At 64.7% G+C, this 21,927-nt stretch carries 18 protein-coding genes; all 18 read right to left on the bottom strand.

The window, feature by feature from the left end:
* Positions 1–10: 10 nt before the first annotated feature.
* Positions 11–5,002, bottom strand: coding sequence for a DEAD/DEAH box helicase (locus tag CDOO_RS06770; protein ID WP_018022453.1), 4,992 nt, complete (start codon positions 5,000–5,002; stop codon positions 11–13).
* A 271-nt stretch (positions 5,003–5,273) separates the two neighbouring features.
* A complete protein-coding gene (locus CDOO_RS14315) occupies positions 5,274–6,272 on the bottom strand; it encodes a hypothetical protein (RefSeq protein ID WP_245616204.1) in 999 nt (332 codons plus the stop codon).
* Positions 6,273–6,406: 134 nt separating this feature from the next.
* Entirely contained in the window at positions 6,407–7,105 is a 699-nt protein-coding gene (locus CDOO_RS14310) for a DUF262 domain-containing protein (protein WP_245616203.1), read from the bottom strand.
* Between the two features lie 190 nt (positions 7,106–7,295).
* The gene (locus CDOO_RS06760; protein ID WP_018022454.1) at positions 7,296–7,889 is read right to left on the bottom strand and encodes a hypothetical protein; all 594 of its coding nucleotides are present in this window, start codon (positions 7,887–7,889) and stop codon (positions 7,296–7,298) included.
* The gene (locus CDOO_RS06755) at positions 7,876–9,447 is read right to left on the bottom strand and encodes a vWA domain-containing protein (RefSeq protein ID WP_018022455.1); all 1,572 of its coding nucleotides are present in this window, start codon (positions 9,445–9,447) and stop codon (positions 7,876–7,878) included. Before CDOO_RS06755 ends, CDOO_RS06760 begins: the two co-directional genes overlap by 14 nt.
* Positions 9,444–10,604 (bottom strand): hypothetical protein, encoded by a 1,161-nt coding sequence (locus tag CDOO_RS06750; RefSeq protein ID WP_026159433.1) that lies wholly within the window; start codon positions 10,602–10,604, stop codon positions 9,444–9,446. The genes CDOO_RS06755 and CDOO_RS06750 overlap by 4 nt, the downstream gene beginning before the upstream one ends.
* 63 nt (positions 10,605–10,667) lie before the next feature.
* Positions 10,668–12,101: an argininosuccinate lyase gene (gene argH / locus CDOO_RS06745; protein WP_026159434.1), complete on the bottom strand. Its 1,434-nt coding sequence runs from the start codon at positions 12,099–12,101 to the stop codon at positions 10,668–10,670.
* Between the two features lie 9 nt (positions 12,102–12,110).
* The gene (locus CDOO_RS06740) at positions 12,111–13,310 is read right to left on the bottom strand and encodes an argininosuccinate synthase (protein ID WP_018022458.1); all 1,200 of its coding nucleotides are present in this window, start codon (positions 13,308–13,310) and stop codon (positions 12,111–12,113) included.
* Positions 13,311–13,386: 76 nt separating this feature from the next.
* The gene (locus CDOO_RS06735) at positions 13,387–13,866 is read right to left on the bottom strand and encodes an arginine repressor (protein ID WP_026159435.1); all 480 of its coding nucleotides are present in this window, start codon (positions 13,864–13,866) and stop codon (positions 13,387–13,389) included.
* A complete protein-coding gene (argF, locus tag CDOO_RS06730) occupies positions 13,863–14,825 on the bottom strand; it encodes an ornithine carbamoyltransferase (protein ID WP_018022460.1) in 963 nt (320 codons plus the stop codon). Before argF ends, CDOO_RS06735 begins: the two co-directional genes overlap by 4 nt.
* A 12-nt stretch (positions 14,826–14,837) precedes the next feature.
* A complete protein-coding gene (locus tag CDOO_RS06725) occupies positions 14,838–16,007 on the bottom strand; it encodes an acetylornithine transaminase (protein WP_018022461.1) in 1,170 nt (389 codons plus the stop codon).
* Positions 16,004–16,948: an acetylglutamate kinase gene (gene argB, locus CDOO_RS06720; RefSeq protein ID WP_018022462.1), complete on the bottom strand. Its 945-nt coding sequence runs from the start codon at positions 16,946–16,948 to the stop codon at positions 16,004–16,006. The genes CDOO_RS06725 and argB overlap by 4 nt, the downstream gene beginning before the upstream one ends.
* Before the next feature lie 9 nt (positions 16,949–16,957).
* Entirely contained in the window at positions 16,958–18,109 is a 1,152-nt protein-coding gene (gene argJ, locus CDOO_RS06715) for a bifunctional glutamate N-acetyltransferase/amino-acid acetyltransferase ArgJ (protein ID WP_018022463.1), read from the bottom strand.
* A 22-nt stretch (positions 18,110–18,131) separates the two neighbouring features.
* Positions 18,132–19,175: an N-acetyl-gamma-glutamyl-phosphate reductase gene (argC, locus tag CDOO_RS06710; RefSeq protein ID WP_018022464.1), complete on the bottom strand. Its 1,044-nt coding sequence runs from the start codon at positions 19,173–19,175 to the stop codon at positions 18,132–18,134.
* A gap of 50 nt (positions 19,176–19,225) precedes the next feature.
* Entirely contained in the window at positions 19,226–19,690 is a 465-nt protein-coding gene (locus tag CDOO_RS06705; RefSeq protein ID WP_018022465.1) for a hypothetical protein, read from the bottom strand.
* Between the two features lie 188 nt (positions 19,691–19,878).
* Positions 19,879–20,145, bottom strand: coding sequence for a hypothetical protein (locus CDOO_RS06700; protein WP_018022466.1), 267 nt, complete (start codon positions 20,143–20,145; stop codon positions 19,879–19,881).
* Positions 20,146–20,268: 123 nt separating this feature from the next.
* Positions 20,269–20,559: a hypothetical protein gene (locus CDOO_RS06695; RefSeq protein WP_018022467.1), complete on the bottom strand. Its 291-nt coding sequence runs from the start codon at positions 20,557–20,559 to the stop codon at positions 20,269–20,271.
* A gap of 27 nt (positions 20,560–20,586) precedes the next feature.
* Positions 20,587–21,873 carry an inorganic phosphate transporter gene (locus CDOO_RS06690; protein WP_018022468.1) on the bottom strand — a complete coding sequence of 429 codons (1,287 nt, stop codon included), beginning with the start codon at positions 21,871–21,873 and terminating at the stop codon, positions 20,587–20,589.
* Positions 21,874–21,927: the final 54 nt, after the last annotated feature.

Below are 21,927 nucleotides of genomic sequence, written 5' to 3'. Positions count from 1 at the left end.
GCGGTCAATCCTAGCGGGGAGTACCGGGATGCTTATCGACGGCTGGTTCACTCAACGTCTCGACAATGCGGACCGTCTCCACCGCAACCCGTGTGACCTTGGCGATGAGATCGACAATGTAGTGCGGGTTGCCCACCTCATCTGCCCAGTCATTCGGGTCGTTGACGATGCCGGACGCCTTGTCCTTCTTTACCTGGTAGCGGTCAATGATCCACGAGAGTGCGGAACGAGAGCCCAGCAAGTACTCATCGGCCTTGGCGGGGATGTCCGTGACGGTGACTCGCTTGTTGTAGCGCAGCGTGGTCACGTCGTTGACGTTCTTGCCGGTCTCCGGGTCTTTCTTCTTCGCCCAGACCATCTTGACCACCCGCCACGTCTCCCGGTCCGCCTCATCACCGGAGACGTTGACGGTGACCGGCCACGGCTCGACGTGCTCGTAATTGACGTGCAGATCCATGAGCTGCTTACCCGCAGCCGCGAACTTATCGAACTCCGCGCGGGTGGCCGGGGTCTCAATGTGCGGGAGCATCTTCTTCAGGTCGGCCGCGTACTCGGTGCGGTAGTGCGGATCGTGCAACTTGCCGTAGACGAAGTGAAAGATGTCGTCGCCCGTGATGTCCTCCCCCAGTGCGTCCCGGTACAACATCTTGATCTCACCGGTGATGTTGTCGACGCGACGGTAACCGTCGATGACTTCGCCGATTTGGCCGAATGTGGAGTGCTCGCTGTCTTGCTTATCGGCGACTTCCGCAAAAAACTCGCCATCGCCAGCCTCCGTAAGAGCCCAGGTAAAGCGCGGGAAAAACTGGCCGGAATGAAGAGCATGCATGTTGGGCAGTTGGTCGGTTGCAACAATTGCGTACTGGTACATCGCAGCAGGTCCCGTCATCATGATGCCTATATTGCGATGCGCCGGAGCCGGAAACATCGACGGTAGCCTGTAGCCCCTGTCGTTGAGGTCGGCACTGAAATAGACAAATGCGCCTGCGAAAGGACGGTACAGCGAACGATAGATTCGATCTGGCCGTACTGATATCGCACGTTGTTTTATAGCCAGATTTTTGAGAATATGAGTCCAAGAAATCTTCGACGGGTCCGACAGCTCGGGATTCAGACTGAGGAATTGGTTGAAGTTAGGCTCCGTCGCCTTTGCCAGCCCTTGCTCGCCAGCCCAAGTTTCGAATCCTTTTTTCGCCTCGTCGTAAGTTGAGACCAGCGTGTTCAAGTTATTTAAGAGCGCATTCTTCGTTTGGGCGTAAGCCCAGGAATCCCTGGCCGTTGAAAGACCACGCGAAAAGTCTTCGAAGAACTGAGGACTCTCAGCCCCCTTCTTTGAACCGATGACTGGCCACGATGAAAAATCTTCGCCACGCTGGGACAGCCAGTCGCCATGCTGGTTGGGTTCAATTGCACTCCACACCAGATTCTGGATCGACGACGAGTTGACAATATTGAGCTTTACTTCGGAACTCAGGTAGTCGCCGATGTCGCGGTAGTGGATTCGGAACCCTGGCCTTGCAGAATTCTTGATGCCGATGGTGATGGCAACAGTGTTTCGCGAGCCTGACCCGAAGACCTTCCCACCTTCCCTACGTGACTGCTCGCCAGCAGTCCTCTGGTTTCCCCTCAGATTGAACACATAAAGGTCATTGAAGTCTTCTGCCATGGATAGGCGCACGCCATCTCCGGTGTTCGCGTCGATCCATCCACCGTTGGACACGAAGGCGACGATCCCTTGCTCACCGATGCGGTCGGTGGCCCAACGGAAGGCTCGCAAGTAGGAGTCGTAGAGCGAGTTCTTGTTGGTGGCGGTGGACTTTGCCGCGTACGTCTCCGCGATGCGTTTGTCCAGGGTCGGGTACTTCAGGTTCGCGTTATTGTCGTTGGCGGAGTTCTGCCCCGAGGAGTACGGCGGGTTGCCGATGATGACGTTGATCGGGGCGTTCTTCTGCCGCTGGATGCGCTCGTTGTTATTCTTGAACACCTCCAGGTCAAGAATGTCACCGTCTTCGTGGATCTGGAAGGTGTCGGCAAGCGCAATGCCGTCGAAAGGGACGTAGTCGGGCTCCGGATCTCCGTTGCGCTGAGCTTCCTCTGCGCGCAGGGCATTGTAGGTGGTCTCAATGTTCACGGCTGAGACGTAGTAAGCCAGCAGCATCACCTCGGTGGCATAGAGCTCCTTGGCGTACTTGCGGGCCAAGTCCTCGGGCCTGATCAGCCCGGATTGCAGCAGTCGGACCATGAAGGTGGAGGTTCCCGCGAAGGGGTCGAGGACGATGGTGCCTTCATCCGTAAGCCCGCGGCCGAAGTGCTCCCTGGATACGTCGTCGGCGGCGCGGAGAATGAAGTCCACGATCTCCACCGGGGTGTACACAATGCCGAGTGCGTTGGCCTGCTTCTTGAAGGCCTTCTGGAAAAAGCGCTCGTAGAGCTCCTTGATCACCTGCTGCTTACCGGACGCAGACGTTACCTGCGAGGCGCGCACCCGGACGCTGGCGTAAAATTTCTCCAGGGACTCGGTTTCCGTCTCCAGGTTGGCGCTCTCCAGCACGTCGGCCATGCGCTGCATGACCTGGGCCACCGGGTTGTGCGCGGAGAAGTCGTGTTCCGTGAACAGTGCGTCAAACACCGGGGCAGTGATGAGGTGCTGGGACAACATGCTGATGGCTTCGTCATCGGTGATCGAATCGTTGAGGTTGCCTCGTAGGCCCTCGACGAACCGGTCGAACTCTCGGCGGAGTGCGGGATCGGCGCCGTCGATAAGCGCTTTAATGCGCGTGATCTGCGCCTGGGCAATGGTGGCTACGTCTTCCGCCCAGTCTTCCCAATAGGTGCGAGTGCCCACCTTGTCCACCAGCTTGGTGTACATCGCCTCCTGCCACTGCTCCAGGGAGAACAGCGCCACCTGCTGCGCGAGATTCTCGTCCTCGCCGGTATCGGAGGCGGGGCGGGCATCGTTGTCATCGAGCTTCTTCTTGGCGTTGTCCACGTGCCCGACCTCGATGGGAAGCTCCTGCGCGCTGCCCTCGTTCAGGGCGATCGAGTTGACCTTGGCGTTGAACCGGTCATCGTGAGCGCGCAGGGCGTTGAGGATCTGCCACACTACGCGGAAACGGGCATTGTCATTGAGCGCCTGCGACGGGCTCGTCCCCGGGGCGACCGCGACGGGCAGGATGATGTAGCCGTAATCCTTGCCCTCGGCCTTCCGCATGACCCGCCCGACCGACTGCACCACGTCCACCATGGAGTTGCGCGGATTGAAGAAGATCACCGAGTCCAGGCCCGGGACGTCCACGCCTTCGGACAGGCACCGCGCGTTGGCGAGAATGCGGGATTCGTTGGCGGGCATGTCGGCTTCGAGCCAGGAGATACTGGAGGAACGAATAAGCGCGTTCATCGTGCCGTCGACGTGTTTGGCGGCAACTTCGAGGTCGATATTGTGCTTAGCCTCCTCGTCCACGTTCTGCTGGAATCCCAGCTGGACCTTGTGCGAGGAGATCAGGGAAGGGAACGACTCGGCGATCTGCTTTGACGTCTTGATGTCTTTGGCAAACGCCACCGTCCGGCGCATGGGCGCGGCGTTGAGCTCAAACCCGTCCTTGCTCCCTTGCAGTTTGCCGGAGCGCTTGGCCAGCGCGTTCCAGGCGCCAATCATTGCCGAAGCGGTGGTGAGGTTCACGTCCTGGCCGGGGGCGAAAGCCATGGCGTCGGCCGCCACTTCCTCGTCCACCGTCATCACCAGCACCTTGTAGTCGGTGAGCAGGCCTTTCTCCACGGCCTCTCCGAAACCGAGGCGATGGAACTCAGGGCCGAATACAGCCTCATCGTCCATGGAAGCCAGCTCTGCGGAGTGCTCGGCGGCCTTGCCCTTCACGGTGTCGTCGAACAGCCGTGGGGTGGCGGTCATGTACAGCCGCTTGTGGGACTTGATGTAGTCGGCGTCATGGACCCGGACAAAATTCGAGGCGTCCTCCCCGGCCAGAGTCACGCCGGTGGTGCGGTGAGCCTCATCGCAGATGACCAGGTCGAAGGGCGCCATGCCGTCTTCCTGTGCGTTGTGAACCGCAGGAAGGGACTGATAGGTGGAAAACACCACGTGCAGGCCCTGCGCACGTTTGCCCCCGGCACCGAACGCGGCCGCAATGGTTTTCCCGTCCGTGGAGACCGGAACTTCCAGATCGTGCGGCGCGATGTCCTCGGCAGCCTTACCCGCCTTGGTGTCCGAGCACACTGCGAAGCTGCGCAGCTCCGTGGTGGACTGCGCGGTCCACTCCCGCAGCGTCTGCGAAAGCAGGGCAATCGACGGCACCAGAAAAAGGATGCGCGCCTTGTTGCCGTTCGCCTCGGCTACCTGCTCCGCCAGGCGCAGCGAGGTGAAGGTCTTGCCCGTTCCGCAAGCCATGATGAGCTTGCCGCGGTCGTGGGTCTCGAACCCCGCCATGGCCTTCGCGATCGCCTCGGCCTGGTGCGGGCGGGGATCAAACGCCTGCTTCTTGGTCAGATTGATCTGGATCTCCGAGCCGGGGAAAGCAACATCCCAGTTCACCGGTGCCGAAGCAATGTCGGCCATGCCGATCCGGCTTGTCTCAATCATCTGGTTTTCCAGCGCCGACTCCGCGTTGGAGGACCACTTGTCCGTGGTCGAAATGATGAAGCGGTGGGAAAAGTGCTCGCGACCGCGCTCGGTCTGGAAGGAATGACCACTCGCCTCGAAGAAGGAATCAATATGACTCTTCTGAATGCTGGTGGTGGGCAGGTAGAACTTCGCCTGGATGGCCACCCAGCTGTCGTCCTCGATCCGGTGCGCCACCAAGTCAATCCCGGTGTCGGCCTTGCCGTTGTTGTAGCGCCAGTCGCCCCACCGGTAGACCTCATCGAACTGGTTCGCCAGTGTGGGCGCGGTGCGGAAGAAGTTGACCATCAGCTTCTCAAAAGCGATACCGTACTTGCCCTGCGGCTGATTCTCGCGCAGTTGGTGCAGAACTTCTTCGAAGGCAGACATGGGGTTCATTATGTCTGAACGGCCACGAATCCCCGGTCAGAAACGCCCGCAACGTCATCACCCACGACCGACGGTTGCGAGCAACTTTCTCTATTCGCGAAATGTACTCTGATATCTAGAGATAACCGGCTGGAGCCATCCCGATCAACCTCGCAAAAAAGTCGCCGCACGAACCCTGCGTGCTGAGTACCCTTCTTTGACACCATCAGCTCTCTCCCCCACCCGCGTAAGCGAGCCCAGGTCAGTCTGAATCGCTGCCTCAGGAACTTCTCTAGATCTCGGTGCCAGGTTCTTTCGGCTGCAGCTCAGCTGGGTCGAACTGCGAAGAATCCTCTAGGGGATGCCCGAAATCCAAGTCCCGCTGCACGGGCTTACCCATTGCTTCGCTGATAAGTTTACAAAGACTGTCCCTCCGGGATAAGAAGAATCCCTCGAAGTCATCGACGCGAAGAAAATCGGACTCGATCAAGTGCTCAGCTAATACCTGGTTTAGTTCGGAATCCGATAGACCGGACTGCACCTCGACTTTGTGAATGTATCTGGACGGAGCGTTGCCGCCAATCGCGCGATTTGTTCTTGCACTAAGAGTAGTCTTGTTCACAATCGACTCTTGATGCTCCTGATCGATCGCGTTTTCTGTACACCATTTTTTTGGGAAAATGTGATGAATATCTACGCCCATTTCACGGTGTTGGAAAGCCCCAAACTTCTTTCCCTCGATCCAGTCCCTCGATCCTCCTGACATCATGAGAGCTGCGATGCCCTTATAGGCAGCTGAGCTTCGGGTGCGAATGGAATGAAGCCTCGACTCCACAAAGTTCGCGTCCTGCACCGTGCGAGGGGTGGCCGCACCTTCATGTTGAGTTGCCCAAGCAGGTACAGTCTCCAAGTCGCGAACAAAGCGAGTTTCAATCGAAGACCCGTAAAGCTCTCCGAGCACTCCGCACCAGTACCAAAGCTTCAGGCGGTTCTTTACAGCGTGGTGGTCAGACTTCGCCCCCAGCACCACCCGGAGCGCCGCCAACGGCACGAGCTGTTTAAGGTAAGGCACATCCTTCGCTTTGAATATGTGCTCGTCCGCCAAGAAACTGGCCGCCCACACAAAAGCGTTCATCAATGGTTCTCGCCACCGAAGATACTCGTCTAAGGTCAGTTGGAGAATATCTTCTCTCTTAGCCGATACACCAAGCTTACGACCTTGTTCAGCATCTAGGCTCCGGTAATAAGTTGATAGCAGTGTAACTGCCTGTAGAAAGTCAGTGTTCTCCACCAGCTCGAGGGCATCGTGATCTTCCCATGCTTTCCTTATCGCCTTCCAGTCATCGTTCAGTCGAAAGTCCGTACTGGTTTGCTCGTAGTACGTCTTATCGCCGGCGAATACGGCAGTGAGAGGTTCGAATACATTTAGCGGCAGCCCCCCGACGTTAACTTTTCGAACACCGTCGCCACCGCTGCCTTATCTGTTCGGCGGTCCAGGTCGATAGCAGGAATCTGATAGTCCTGGATCTTCGGCGTGATCTGACGGTTGTACTCGTACCCCAATGACTGGTTGGGATGCTTACGAAACCACTCGAATGTGCCAAAGGAGTCATACAGCAAGTTGCACGGAAAATACCCGGCCTCGATCTGCGCTTCTGTCGTACTTAGGTCCATCACCACGTCTCGATTAAAGTTGGTCCTCACCACACCGTCAGCAGGCACAGAGATAACGGATTCGTCGCCGAGGCTATCTTCATCGAGCAGGTCATCGATCTTGACAAAATATCGCCGTACGAGCAGCTTTCCTCGAGAGTCTTTAGTTTGCACAATTCCGTTCCCCGTCAACGCCTGGGTGAGACTGGTGAGTCGCTGCTGTCCGTCAAGAAGGAGGTACTCCGGTTCTGCCATCACGGTTGCCTCGGTCCCCTCGATCGGACGGGGCTTGAACCGAAGTGTCTCGTTCCCAGTCTCCAGCCGCATCAAAATCCCTAGCGGGTGGCGCCGAAGAATCGTGATGAGTAACTGCCGAACGCGCTCATCTTCCCATTTGTAACCGCGCTGGAAATCGGGCAGTTGTATCCTTCCTTTGATTGCACCGTCGAGAAGAGAAGATAGGTTGTACATGTCCGAGCTAAATCCCATTTTTATCCTTTACTCTAAGATTCGAAACAGTAAACCCGCGGGTGGTGAGGAGCCGGCAGGCCCGCCCGCCTGATTAGGTAACTTTCACTAGCGGTAGCGGATTGCCAATATATTACTAAAATTGTTGAATCATTGTCAGCGAGATATTTCCGCGCGTCGGTTAAGCGAGCCTTTACCCGCCGTCGAACTGCCCGAACTGCAGCTTCAGCGCCCGGGTGTGGCTCTCCAGCTCCATGAGGTTGCGGTCGACGATGGCGGTGCGGGTCTTGGTGGCCTCGGTCTCGATGAGGTCGAGCGACTTCCACACCTCGTCCACAGCCCGGGGATCGAAGGGGTTTCCCACCTCGCGGTAGCCGGAGATCAGGCCGGGCAGGAAGTCACGGATGATGGTGGTGTACTGCATCTTCTGCTCGGTGGCCTCGTCGAGTTCCACCCATCGGCCCAGGACCCAGCCCAGGGCGCCTGCCATCGACTCCGCCTTGGCGCGGATGGGGTGGGGGACGTCGTCGCGACGCAGCGGGACCAGCGCGTTGTGCAGCCGCGTCGACAACACCCCCGGGTCCTCGATCATCTCCGGTGCCGGCAGCTCCCGGGGTTTCGGCTTCGGGGTGAGCATGACTCCGGCTCCCCAGGCGCCGATGGCCGCGACGAACCACAGCGAGCCGATGCCCACCACGAGGTGCAGGACGACGACGATCAGCGCCAGGGTGATGCCGACAATGTTGGGGCGGCTCGTCCAGAACGGCTGCTGGTCACTGGTAGGCACGGATCTCCTTGAATGCTTCGGCGAGGTCGCCGTCGAGGGCGTTGAAGACCTTGCCACCGGTCAGCTCGGCCAGGGCCGCCATTTCCCGGGCATTGGCCTCGCCGTAGAGGATGACAAACACGGGCACGTCCTGCTGCTGCGGCGAGAGTCCGGCGTGGAAGTTCCGGAACTGCTCGAAGGTCATGCCTTCCGTGAGTTCTCCGTCGGTCATGAGAACTATCGACGGAATGGACCCGCCGGAGGCGTCCACGTCGTCGTAGGCGACACGAAGTGCCTCGTAGATGGCGGTCGACCCGTCTGCACGGAAGTCGCTGACCTGGTAGTTGAGGGTGTCCCTGATCGCCCCGTCCTCGCGGTCGAAGGTCACCTCGGTCGGCTGGCGGGGAGCGGAGGCGAAGGGGATGAGGCTCACCTGCTCGTTGTCACGCAGCCCGACCTCGCCCAGCGGGGTGGCGGCCGTGCCGTCGATCAGCGAGTGCATGATGTTCTGGAGCGAGGACAGCCGCTCGCCCTCCATTGAGCCGGAGGTGTCCAGGACAAAGGCGGTGGATCCGGGCCGGCGGAGCTCGTTGGCGTAGGCGGCGAGCAGCTCGTCGGTGACCGCCATCGATCCGGGGAACGGCAGCTCGATCACCGAGGTGTCCGCGAGCTCCGCGGGCAGATCCCCGCCCGTGGTCGGGCGCAGGCTGGCCTCGGTGAGTTTCTCGGGGTGCTCGGCGAACCACTGCGCGAGTGCCGCGACCTGCTCGCCCGCCCCGTCGTGGGCAGGTTCTGCCATCGTGGAGAGCGGATAGTCGGCGGAAATGACCCCGTCGGCGGGGACGACCACCTGGATGTCCATGCCGTCGTGGCGCAGGTCGGTGAGCACGGACTCGTAGTTGATGATGGCGTCAACCGAATCCGGGCGCTCCTCGAAGGCCTGGGCGAGCCAACCGGAGGACCCCGAGGTCAGGGCCTGCCCGGCGAAGAACCCACGCAGGTCGGGAGCGACGCGCTCGATGTCCTGGGTGGTCAGGGCCGTGCCCGTGTCAGCGAGCGCGGTGGCCACCGATACCAGCGCGGAAAATCCGGAGTTGGACGAGGTCGGGTCGGTCATGCCGAAGGTGAAGTCTTCCCCCGTGGCCGCGTCCCGGATCTCGGCCCAGGTGGGCTGTCGTGCATCCCAGCCGAGCTCGCGAGCCGTGGCGGACTGCACGCCGAAACCGACCGGGCTGGAGGCGATCTCGTGGGAATCGGCGAGCTTGTCCCCCGCCCCGCGCAGGTGGACGTAGCGGTTGGTGGCGAACCAGGTGGCGTCGACCTGGTGGTCGAAGACGCCGTCGGCAAGCTCCCTGGAGTTGGTCAGGGTGCCGCCGGGGTACTCCACGGTGATGGGAAAGCCCAGGTCATCCGATGCCTCCTCGAGGGCGGGTGCCAGGCCCTCGAGTTCCGTGGCGGCGACGATGGACAGGGGCTCGTCGTCCCGGGTCAGGGCGGGCAGCCCCGAGCAGGCGGCCGCGAAGAGAGCCGTGACGGCGAGTACCGCGGTGATGAGCAATCGACGGCTGGTGGCAATCATGGGGTCTCCTGAACGTCCTGCTCGAGATCCGGGGGCGGATCGGGGCTGGTGTACTGGTCGCCGACCCGCTGGATGAGTTCCTCCAGGACCTCGTAGCTGGGGGTGTCCACCACGTCGTAGAGCGGCGGCGGTTCGGCGACGCCGTGCTCCTGCAGCGTGGCGCCGAAGACGGCCGGGTCGTTGGTGCGGAAGCCGTGAGCCGCGGCGAGGCGCTGCAGCTCCGGGTCCTCCCGCAGCAGGCGGGCGACCTCGGAGCCGCCGTCGCTGAAAGCCACCACGGAGTGGTTGCTCAGCGTCGTGGGGCTGAGGTACGCGAGGGTCATGTCGCCGTTGATGCGGGAGTTCTGCGCCATCTGCTGCTCGAGGAACTGCGCCTCGTACACCATGACCATGGGTTTGGACCCGACGCCCTGCGAGAGGTAGTCGCCGAACGGGCCCGCGGAGGAGGACTCGGTGTAGCCCTGCCCAGTGAACAGCGGGGCCACTTCGGGCACCAGAGCGGGCACGTCCGAGGTCTGCGCGATGCTCGCGTCACCGACCACCCACGAGAGGATGGCCAGGTACATCGCGGCGGAGTTGGAGGTGCGGATGTCGGTGGTGGCAATCTGCACCGCCCGCGGGCTGGGATAGGAGTCGCCGAGATCGCGCCAGCGGGTGCCCTGCCCGGTCATCTCGACGTACTTGGCCATGTCGATGACCCAGTGGTCCCCGCTGCGCCGGGCCACCCCGGAGGGTTCCAGCAGCTGCATGATCGGGGTGAAGGTGGCCACCGCCATGGGCGAATAGAACGGGGTGGAGACACCCTGGTTGTCGTGCTCGCTGGCAATCTTCTGCGCGGCGGGCGCGGAGGAGGGGAACGCGAAGTCCACCTCCGCCAGCCGCGGGTCCGTGGCGATTCCCCGGGATCCGGCGGTGGTGAACTGGACCTCGATGTTGTGTTCCGAGAGGATCTCCCGGACCTCGGGGTCCTCGAAGAAGGATCGTTTCTCCGAGCCGATGATCCCGGTGACCACCTCGTCGCCGCTCAGGCGCGGCGACAGCGACACCAGGTTGCTGTCCCGCCCGAAGACGACCGCGGCGGCGACCACGAGGAGGAACATCATCCCCGCGACGATGCGGCCTCCGGAGGAGCGGTTCTTCGTTCCCTCACCTGACATGACAAAAAGGTTAAGCCAAACCCAGGTGCGGTGCTGGACAACCGCCCAATTAATTCCGGAGGACTAACCCCGCACGGGTGCCTGCGCCCACCGGCGGTGCTCGGCGGCCGCCTCGACCACCCGGCCGCGCTGCTCGGCGACCCGGGCCCCGGCGGTTCCGCCCCGGGTGGAACGGGACGCTACGGCACCCTCTACGGTGAGCACCTCGCGGACCTCGGGGGTCAGGCGCGGGTCCACACCCGCCAACTCTTCGTCCGTGAGATCCACCAGGCCCACTCCCCTGCTCTCCGCGACTCGCACGGCGGAGCCGGAGGCCTCGTGTGCCTCGCGGAACGGCACGCCCTGGCGCACCATCCACTCGGCCAGATCCGTGGCCAACGTGAAGCCGGCCGGGGCGAGCTCGTACATGCGCTCGGGGTGGAAGGTCAGCGTACGCACCATGCCGGTCATCGCGGGCAGGAGCAGCCGCAGCTGGGCGACGGAGTCGATGACCGGCTCCTTGTCCTCCTGCAGGTCGCGGTTGTACGCCAGCGGCATGGCCTTGAGTGTGGACAGCAGCCCGGAGAGGTTGCCGATCAGCCGGCCCGTCTTGCCGCGCGTGAGCTCGGGAATGTCGGGGTTCTTCTTCTGCGGCATAATCGAGGACCCGGTCGACCAGGCGTCGTCCAGCGTGGCGTAGCCGTACTCCGGAGTCACCCAGTAGATGACCTCCTCCGAGAGCCGGGACATGTCCACGGCGATCTGGGCGAGGACATAGGCGGCCTCGGCGGCGAAGTCGCGTGACGACGTCCCGTCCAACGAGTTGTCGGACGAGGAGTCGAATCCCAGCTCGGCCGCGATGGCCTCGGGGTCGAGGTCCAGGGACGAGCCGGCCAGCGCGCCGGAGCCGTAGGGCGAGACGGCGAGTCGTTTGTCCAGGTCCCGGATGCGGTCGATGTCGCGCAGCAGGGGCTGCGCGTGGGCGAGCAGATCGTGGGCCAGGAGGATCGGCTGCGCCGCCTGGGAATGGGTCTTGCCCGGCATGATCGCGTCCGGGTAGGCGGCTGCCTGGGCGGCCAGGGCGTCGACGAGATCGGCGGTGTCGGCGGCCACGTCGCGCACGGCGTCGCGAAGCCACATGCGGAACAGCGTGGCCACCTGGTCGTTGCGGGAACGTCCCGCGCGCAGGCGGCCGCCGACCTCGGGGCCGACGCGGTCGATGAGGCCACGCTCCATCGCGCCGTGGACGTCCTCGTCCGTCGGCTCGGGGGCGAAGGTGCCGTCGGCGACGTCCGCACCCAGCTGATCCAGCCCGGAGAGCATGGTGTCCAGGTCGGTGTCGCTGAGCAGCCCGGCCTTGTGCAGGACCCGGGCGTGGGCCTTCGACGCGAGCACGTCATAGGGGGCGAGAACCCAGTCAAAGTGGGTGGACACGCTGAGGGCGAACATCGCCTCGTCGGGGCCGCCGGAGAAGCGACCGCCCCACAGGGCGCCCTCGTTGGTGGCGTGCTTGGGCAGGCCACTCATTTATTTGGCCTCGCGGTCGCGCTTGTTGGCGATCTGGGAGGACAGGCCGTGAAGCTTGACAAAGCCCTTGGCGTGCGACTGGTCGAAGGTGTCGCCGGTGTCGTAGGTGGCCAGGTTGAAGTCGTAGAGCGAGTGGCTGGAGCGGCGGCCGTTGACCGTGGCCTTGCCGGCGTGCAGCACCATGCGGATGTCGCCGGTGACGTGCTCCTGGGTGGTGTCGATGAACGCGTCGAGCGAGCGCTTGAGCGGGCCGAACCACAGGCCGTCGTAGACCTCCTCGGACCAGCGGGCGTCGATGAGGCGCTTGTAGCGGGCGAGCTCGCGCTCGACGGTGACGTCCTCCAGGGCCTTGTGGGCGGTGATGAGCGTCAGCGCGCCCGGGGCTTCGTAGACCTCGCGGGACTTGATGCCGATGAGGCGGTCCTCGACCATGTCCAGGCGTCCGATGCCCTGGGCGCCGGCGCGGCGGTTGAGCTCCTCGATGGCCTGGAGCGGGGTGACCTTCTTGCCGTCGATGGCAGTGGGGACGCCGGCCTCGAAGGAGATGATGACCTCGTCCGGGGCGTTACCCATGGCCGGGTCCTCGGTGTAGGAGTAGAGGTCCTTCGTCGGCGGGTTCCACAGGTCCTCGAGGAAGCCGGTCTCGACCGCGCGGCCGAAGACGTTCTGGTCGATGGAGAACGGGGACTTGGTGGACTGCTCGATCGGGAGGTCAATCTCCTCGGCGAAGGCGATGGCCTTGTCGCGCGTCCAGGCGAAGTCACGGGCGGGGGCGACGATCTCCAGGTCCGGGTCCTGGTTGAGGAAACCGACCTCGAAGCGGACCTGGTCATTGCCCTTGCCGGTGCAGCCGTGGGAGACGTGGGTGCCGTTGAACTGCTGGGCCGCCTGCACGAGGTGCTTGACGATCAGCGGGCGGGAGATCGCCGAGACCAGCGGGTACTCCCCCATGTACATGCCGTTGGCCTTGATGGTGGGCACGCAGTACTCGTTGGCGAACTCGTCCTTGGCGTCGATGACGATGGACTCTGCGGCGCCGCAGTCCAGGGCGCGCTGGCGGACGGACTCCATGTCCTCGCCGCCCTGTCCGAGATCGAGGGAGACGGCGATGACCTCGCCGTCGAGCATCTTGCCCAGGTAGGGGATGGCGACGGAGGTGTCCAGGCCGCCCGAGTAGGCGAGAACGATGCGGTTGCTCATGAAAGTGTTTCTCCTCTAAAGCTCTAACAATCTACGGAAATCGAATGATGATGTTACTGGTCGGGCTGTGAGTCCGTCACCTGTGGGTGAGTTGCTTGGCCAGTTGCGCACCCGTGAGCGGATCCCGGGCCAGAACAAAAATGGTGTCGTCCCCGGCGATGCAGCCGACCACGTCCTCCAGGCCCACCCGGTCGATGAAACTGGCCAGGTACTGCGCGGCCCCGGGCGGGGTGCGCAGCACGGCGGTGTTGCCCGAGTGATCCGTGTGCACGACCAGCTCGTCGATCATGCGCCGCATCTTCTCGCGCGGCCCGCCGGGGCCGGTGCCGAGGTTGGCCTCCGTGCCCGCCACGGCGTAGAACGAGCGCCCGCCGTCGTCGGGTCGTATCTTCCGGGCGCCGAGCTCGTCGAGATCCCTCGACAGCGTGGCCTGGGTGATGTCGATGCCCTCGTCGAGCAGCAGGTCCGAGAGCTGCACCTGGGAGGCGACCCTGGTCTTGGCCAGGATCTCCAGGATCTTGCTCTGCCGGGAGGCCCGACTCACCGGGGCACTCACTCCCCTGCCCCGGACGGCTGGTTCTCCAGCAGCCACACCAGCAGCGCCTTCTGCGCGTGCAGGCGGTTCTCGGCCTCGTCGAACACCCGGGAGGCGGGGCCGTCGATGACCTCGGCGGTGACCTCGTTGCCGCGGTAGGCGGGCAGGCAGTGCAGGAAGATGGCGTCATCGGCTGCCTGGGACATGATGTCCGCGGTGACCTGGTAGGGCAGGAACGGCGTGCGCCGGTCCTTGCCGTCGGACTCCTGGCCCATGGACACCCAGGTGTCGGTGATGACCACGTCCGCGCCCGCGACCTCGGCCAGGTCATCGGTCACCGTCACGGTCGCGCCGGTCTCCTGCGCGCGGGCACGGGCACGGTCGACGAACTCGGGTTTCGGCTGGAAACCCTCGGGTGCGATGACGGAGATGTCCATGCCGGCCGTCGCAAAGCCCAGCATGTAGGAGTTGGCCATGTTGTTGTCGCCGTCGCCGAAGTAGACGGCCTTTCGCCCGCGGATGCCCGCCGGCCCCTGGTCCGGGGAGAGGTTCTCCACGACGGTCTGCAGGTCGGCGAGGATCTGGCAGGGGTGCAGATCGTCCGTCAGGGCGTTGACGATGGGCACCGTCGCCGTCTCCGCCATGTCGACGAGATTCTGCTGCGCGCCGGTGCGCCAGACGATCGCCTCCACGTAACGCGAGAGGACCGCGCCGGTGTCCTGGAAGGTCTCGCCCTTGCCCAGCTGGCTCGCCCCCTTCTCGGTGACGATGGCGTTGCCGCCGAGCTGGGCGATGCCGACGTCGAAGGAGAAACGGGTGCGTGTCGACGTCTTGTCGAACAACACGGCCACCGACAGCGGCCCCTCGAGGGGGCGTCGGGACAGCGGGGCCCTTTTCAGTTCGGCGGCGAGGGTGAGCACCTCGGCCTGCTCGGCGGGTGACAGGTCGTCGTCCGCGAGGAAGTGTCGTGCGTGAGCCATGGGGAATGTCCTTTACTTCCGGAGTTCGGTGAGGGTGTCGGCGACGCGTGAGACGGCCAGATCGATCTGCTCGTCGGTGATGACCAGGGGCGGGGTGAGGCGGATGACGTTCTCCGCCGGGGCGTTGAGGATGAGGTCGTGGGAGAGCCCGGCGGTGACGGCCTGCTTGGCCACCGGTTGGTCGAGCACCACTCCGAGCATGAGGCCGCGTCCGCGAACCTCGGTGACGCCGTCGAGCTCGAGCAGCGCCGCGGTGAGGCGCTCGCCCATGGCGCGGACCTCGGCGAGGAAGGTGTCGTCCACCACGTCGAGCACCACGCGGGCGGCGGCGCAGGAGACGGGGTTGCCGCCGAAAGTCGTGCCGTGGGCACCGGGCCCGAAGAGCTCACCCGCCCGGCCGGTGGCGATGCACGCCCCGATGGGCATTCCGGCCGCCAGGCCCTTGGCCATGGTGATGACGTCGGGCAACACTCCCTCGTGCTGGAAGGCGAAGAAGTCGCCGGTGCGGCCGGCGCCGGTCTGCACCTCGTCGACCATCATGAGGATGCCGTGCTCATCGCACAGCTTGCGCACCCCGGAGAGGAATCCCGCGGGCGCGGGCACGACCCCGGTCTCGCCCTGGATCGGCTCGAGGATGATGGCGGCGACGCTGGCCGGATCCGTCTCCACCTGGGCGCGCAGGATGTCCAGGTCTCCGTAGGGGTAGAACTCCACCCCGCCGGGAAGCGGTTCGAAGGCGGCGCGTTTGTCGGGCTGGCCGGTCATGGCGAGCGAGCCCATGGTGCGGCCGTGGAAGCCGTTCTGGGCGGCGAGGATGCGCCGTCGCCCGGTGGCGCGGGCGAGTTTGAAGGCGGCCTCGTTGGCCTCGGCGCCGGAGTTGCAGAAGAACACCCGGGCGTCGGCACCGACCCGTTCGATCAGTCCCGCGGCCACCTCGACCGCCGGGGCGGAGACAAAGAGGTTGGACACGTGGGCGAACTTGGCCACCTGGGTGCTCACCGCCTGCACCACCGCGGGGTGGCCGTGGCCGAGCGAGTTCACGGCGATGCCGGCGAGCAGATCGATGTACTCCCGGCCCTGCGCGTCGGTGACCAAGGCTCCACTGCCGCCGGTGATCTCGATCGCGGGTTGGCCGTAGGTGTTCATGAGCACGTCGGGCCACAGTTTCAGGGGGTCGCTCATCGTGCATCGTCCTTTCTGAAGACCGTGCCCTCGGGGTAGTTGTCGCGCACGTAGTTGTCGGGCAGCACCATGGTGCCGATGCCGCCCATGGTCAGCAGCTCCAGCAGTACCGAGTGGGCGAAGCGGCCGTCGATGACGTGCGCCGCGTTGACCCCTCCGGTGACGGCGGTCAGGCAGGCCTCCATCTTGGGGATCATGCCGGAATCCAGCGTGGGCAGCAGCGCGGACAGCTCGCTGGCCTCGATCTTGGACACCAGCGAATCCTGGTTGGGCCAGTCGGTGTAGAGCCCCTCCACGTTGGTGAGCATGAGCAGGCGTTCTGCGCCCAGCCCGGCCGCGATCGCCGCGGCGGCGGAGTCGGCGTTGATGTTGTACACCTGGCCCTCCTCGTCCGGGGCGATGCCGCAGATGACGGGGATGCGCCCGGCGTCGATGAGCGACTCGATGGATTCCGGATTGACGTCGACGATGTCGCCCACCAGCCCGATGTCCGTGGGCACGCCGGCGACCTCGACGTATCGCTTGCGGGCGGTGAACAGCGAGGCATCCTCGCCCGAGCACCCCACGGCATAGGGTCCGTGCTGGTTCATCAGGCCGACGAGCTCGCGCCCGACCTGCCCCAGCAGAACCATGCGCACCACGTCCATGACCTCGGGCGTGGTGACCCGGAAGCCACCCTGGAACTCGCCCTCGAGGCCGAGACGCTCCAGCATGGTGTTGATCTGCGGGCCGCCGCCGTGCACGACGACGGGTTTGGCGCCGACGGTGCGCAGGAACACCATGTCCGCGGCGAAGGCGGCCTTGAGTTTCTCGTCGGTCATGGCGTTGCCGCCGTACTTGACCACCACGATCTTGTCGCGGAAGTGCTGCAGCCACGGGAGTGCCTCGGCGAGGACGTGTGCCCGCGCCTCGTCGTCGAGATGCCTGGTGAGATCGGTCATGAGAGATTCCTAGGTGGAGTAGGCCGAGTTGATCTCGACATAGGCGTGGCTGAGGTCGGTGGTGCGCACGAAGGCCGTGCCGTCGCCGCCGGTGCCGAGGTCGACCCGGACGACGATGTCGGCGCCGCTGAGGTCCACGTCCCGCGCGCCGGGAGCACCGGTGGAGGCGAGGCAGACCGGCTCGTCGTTGAAGTACACGTCGATCCCGTCAGGGTCCATTTCCGCGTCGGCCATCCCCACGGCGGCGAGCACGCGCCCCCAGTTGGGGTCGGAGCCGAAAATGGCGGTCTTGAACAGGTTGTCCCGTCCCAGCACCCGCGCGGCCTCAAGCGCCTCCTCGTCGTTCCGGGCGCCCTCGACGACGATGCGCACGCGTTTGGTCACCCCCTCCGCGTCCGCCTGCAGCTGGTCGGCGAGGTCGGCGCAGGCACGCAGCACCGCATCGTTGAGTTCGCTTTGCGACGGCTGATTGCCCGACGCCCCCGACGCCATGAGCACCACGGTGTCGTTGGTGGAGGTCGAGCCGTCGATGTCCAGGGTGTTGAACGTGGGCACCACGGCGGCGCGCAGCGCCTCGTCGAGCATGGCCGGGGTGGCCTCGGCGTCGGTGGTCAGGCAGACGAGCATGGTGGCCAGGGAGGGGGCCATCATGCCCACGCCCTTGCCCATGCCGCCGACGGTGAAGCCGGGGCCCTCGGCAAGGGTCTCCTTGGCCACGGTGTCGGTGGTCATGATGGCCTCGGCGGCGGCGTGACCGTCCGTGCCGAGGTTTCCCGGCAGCGCCGCGATCCCCGCATGCACCTTCTCCATGGGCAGCAGCTCACCGATGATGCCGGTCGAGCACACCGCCACGTCGAGCGGAGTGATGTCCAGCAGCTCAGCGATGAGCTGGGCGGACTCGGCGGCGTCCCGGTCACCCTGCTCACCGTTGCACGCGTTGGCGTTGCCGGCGTTGAACAGCACCGCGCCCAGGTTGCCGTCGGAGACGGACACCCGGGTGTACTTGACCGGAGAGGCGACGACCTTGTTGCGCGTGAACACGGCCGCGGCATGGCGCAGCGGGCCGTTGTTGACCACCAGGGCCATGTCCGGGTTGCCGGAGGGTTTGATGCCGGCCGTGGTGGCCGCGGCGGTGAAACCCGCGGGAGTGGTGACGCTCATGGGTACTGGGTTCCTTCTCTGATCAGGGGGCGACGGCCGCGGTGGGCAGTCCGGCGGTCTCGTCGAAGCCTAGTGCCAGGTTCATGCACTGTACGGCGGCGCCGCCAGTGCCCTTGGTGAGGTTGTCAATGGCGGAGGTGACCAGCAGGCGGCCCGATCGCTCATCGACCTCGACCTGGACATGGCACATGTTGGAGCCGACGACGTTCTGGGTCTGCGGCTGCACGCCCTCGGGGAGCAGGTGCGCGAAGGGCTCGTCCGCGTAGAAGTCGCGGTAGGTCTGGGTCGCGGTGGCCTGGGAGACGCCGTCGATAAGCGGGGCCGTCGCCGTGGTGAGGATGCCACGCGGCAGCGGCGCGAGGACCGGGGTGAAGCTCACGGTGACCGTCTCGTCGGTGTATTCCGCGAGGTTCTGCGCGATTTCCGGGGTGTGGCGATGTTTGCCCGCGGTGTTGTAGGCCTTGAGCGAGCCCATTGTCTCGGCGCCGAGCAGGGCGACGGAGGCCTTCTTGCCCGCGCCGGACACGCCGGTGATGGAGGTGACGGCCACGTCGGGCGTGATCAGGCCCGCAGCCACGGCGGGCAGGAGCGCGAGGGTCGCGCCGGTGGGGAAACACCCCGGGACGGCGATGCGGCTCGCGCCGGTGAGCGCCTCGCGGTGGCCCGGCATCTCGGGAATGCCGTAGGGCCAGGTGCCGGCGTGCGCGGAGCCGTAGTAGTGCTCCCACTCCCCCGCGTCCTGCAGCCGGTAGTCGGCGGCGCAGTCGATGACCGTGGTGGTCTCCGGAAGCTGGCGGGCGATCTCGGCGGAGAAGCCGTGCGGCAGACCGAGGAAGACCACGTCGTGGCCCGCGAGGGTGGCAGGAGTGGTTTCCTCGATCACCCGGTCTGCCAGGGTGGGCAGGTGCGGGCACGCTTCGGCGACGGAGACGCCGGCGTTGGAGTTGCCGGTGAGCGCGCCGATGCGCAGCTCGCCGGAGAGGTACTTCGGGTGTCCGAGCAGTAGCCGGAGGATCTCCCCGCCCGCGTACCCGGTGGCGCCTGCGACTGCAACCTTGAGTGTCATGCCTGCCACCCTAGAGGTTTATGCAGTCTGTTGCAAATTATACAGTCGTATTAACTGGACAGGCTGGACGGTCCCACCGGGGTCGCACCCACCGTTCCTCCGGCGAACATGACGTAGCGCCACGAGGAATCGAAGACATGCAGGTTGCCCAGCGGGTCGGCAACCACGGTGTAGCCATGTCCGGAGCCGGTCCCGTCCGGGGCAAGCCTCGCGGGAGTGGCCGTATAACCCTGGTTCCAGCACACCGTGTGAACGGCACCTGAACCTGACCTCGTTGCGGCGGGAATCTGATGGGAGGGATCAACGCAGTCGGGCATCTGGGCGCGGGCGCGTTCGCTGCGGCACAGGACAAACGGGACACCTTCCACCGTCAGCAGCTCACAGCCGACGTCGCCCTGCTGGTTGGTGAAGGCGAAAGAGGCGGGCTGAGCGGCGGCCGGGGCGGCTGCAGCGGAACAGACGAGCGCGCCGGCGAATACCGCCGCGAAGGTCTTCTTCAGGGAGGAGCGGAACATGGGAAACACCTTTCGGACAGGGCCGGGCGGGGACGACGACTGGGTGCTGCGGGGCCACCGGATCTCGGACGGTGATCCTGCTCACATCCTAACCCGGGATGCCCGGTCCCACATCCGGAGCCGGTCGGCGCGGAGCGCAGAAAAAAGCCGCCACCCCTCCACAGGGATGGCGGCGAATTTTTCTCCTGTTAGCTACGGAACCAGCCGAAGCTGCCCAGCAGCGCGGTGGTGTCCGCGAAGTCCTCCAGGTCGGGCGCGTGCCCGGTGACGGCGACAAACGCATCGACCGTCTCCGAGCGGGTGGCCGGCACGGAGTCCGTGCGCACCAGGTGCTCGGCCACCAGGGCCGGAGTCGAGGTGGTGTCGAGAACATCGAGGATGGAGCCGGATTCCTGCTCGGCTTCGGGGCGGGCGGCGGAGAACGCCGCTCCAATGAGGTTCATCAGGTTGTTCATGAGCGTTCACGTCCTTTCTTGACTGTTGCCCGCGGGGGTGTTTTCCCCGGTACTCCAGCCAGTGTAGCGCAACGCTCACTAGTTAGCAACCTTTAGTTAACCTCGTGTTCACCTCGGCGGAAATTACAGCGCTCCGAAGGGCTCCAGACCGAAGTAGTGGCCGATCGCGTCGCGGGCAACCCAGCAGATGGCCACCACGATGAGCGCGGCGAGGACGGCGTACACCGACCAGCCGAGCGCCTTCATCTGCGGCGAGGCATCGGTGTCACCGACGACGACACCGTCGGCGTCGCGGATCGGGTCGCCCGTCATGCAGCGCATTCCCAGGGCGAAGAGCACCGGAATGCCGGCACCGAAGACCAGTCCCAGCGCGGTGACCCGCAGAATTGCGGTCAGCATCTCAATGAAAGTCATTTTTCTCTCTCCTGTTCTCAGCGGCGGCTAGTTGGCTGCGCCGGACGCGGTGGACGCGGTGGGCGCGCCGGAACCGGCGGCACCGGCAGTGGCGGGTTCGGGTTTGTCGACCGCGGCGATGGAGGAATCCGTGTTCTCGGAATCCTCGTTCCAGTCGGCGTTGACGTTGGAGGGGTCGATCTTGTTGCGCTGGGAGCGGAAGAAGATCCAGCCGGACATAACCGCGAGGATGGCGAAGTTGACCACAGCGCCGAGCAGCGGCCCGCCGAGCTGGCCGACACCGACGGCGATCCACCAGGTGGCGAAGCCGACCATGGCGGCGCAGGGCAGCGTGATGATCCACGCGGACGCCATGCGCATCGCCACGCCCCAGCGCACCTTTGCGCCGCGACGGCCGAGGCCGGTGCCCAGGATCGAGCCGGTGGCGACGTGGGTGGTGGACAGCGCCATGCCGCCGGCGGCCGAGGTGAGGATGATCGCAGCCGAGGCGGACTCGGCCGCCATACCCTGGGGCGACTCGATCTCCACGAGACCCTTGCCCAGCGTGCGCATGATGCGCCAGCCGCCCGAGACGGTGCCCAGGGCGATCGCGAAGGCACAGGAGGCGATGATCCACAGCGGGATGCGGTCGGTCGAGTTGATCTCGCCGGCCGCGACCATGGCGAGGAAGATCACGCCCATAGTCTTCTGCGCGTCGCTCGAACCGTGTGCAAGGGACACCAGGCAGGCCGTGACGACCTGGCCGTGGCGGAAGTGGTCGTTCTTCAGCTTGTTGGGGATCGTGTTGGTGAGCCAGTAGATCATGGCCGTGCCGAACGCGGAGATGAGGCCCGCGACGAACGGGGCGACGAACGCGGGGATGATGATGTGGCCGAGGATCGAGGTCCAGGCGACGCCCTGCGTACCCATGGCGCCGAACGCGGAGCCGATCAGCCCGCCGAACAGCGCGTGGGAGGAGCTCGAGGGGAGGCCGAGCAGCCAGGTGAACAGGTTCCACAGAATGGCACCGATCAGACCCGAGAACACGACCATCAGGAGCGGGATGCCCTGCGCGGGGACCCCGGAGGCGTCCGGGGTCATGTCCATGTTCTCGAGATTGACGATTCCCTTGGCCACCGTGGCCGCGACGTTCACGGAGAGGAACGCGCCGACCAGGTTGAGCACGGCCGCGATGAGGACGGCGGTGAAGGGTTTCAGCGCGCCGGTGGCCACCGAGGTGGCCATGGCGTTGGCTGTGTCATGGAAACCGTTGGTGAAATCGAACGCGAGGGCTGTGAACACCACAAGCGCGAGCACAATGAGGATTGTCGACACTGTCGGTCAGCTTTCTGGAGGGGTGGAAAAACGGGGGCCTGAAAACTGAGAATC

This window comes from Corynebacterium doosanense CAU 212 = DSM 45436 (assembly GCF_000767055.1).
In the GTDB taxonomy this organism is placed as follows: Bacteria; Actinomycetota; Actinomycetes; order Mycobacteriales; family Mycobacteriaceae; genus Corynebacterium; species Corynebacterium doosanense.
The sequence above is the reverse complement of the archived record's forward strand: the minus strand, read 5'-3'. Positions and strand labels throughout refer to the sequence as shown.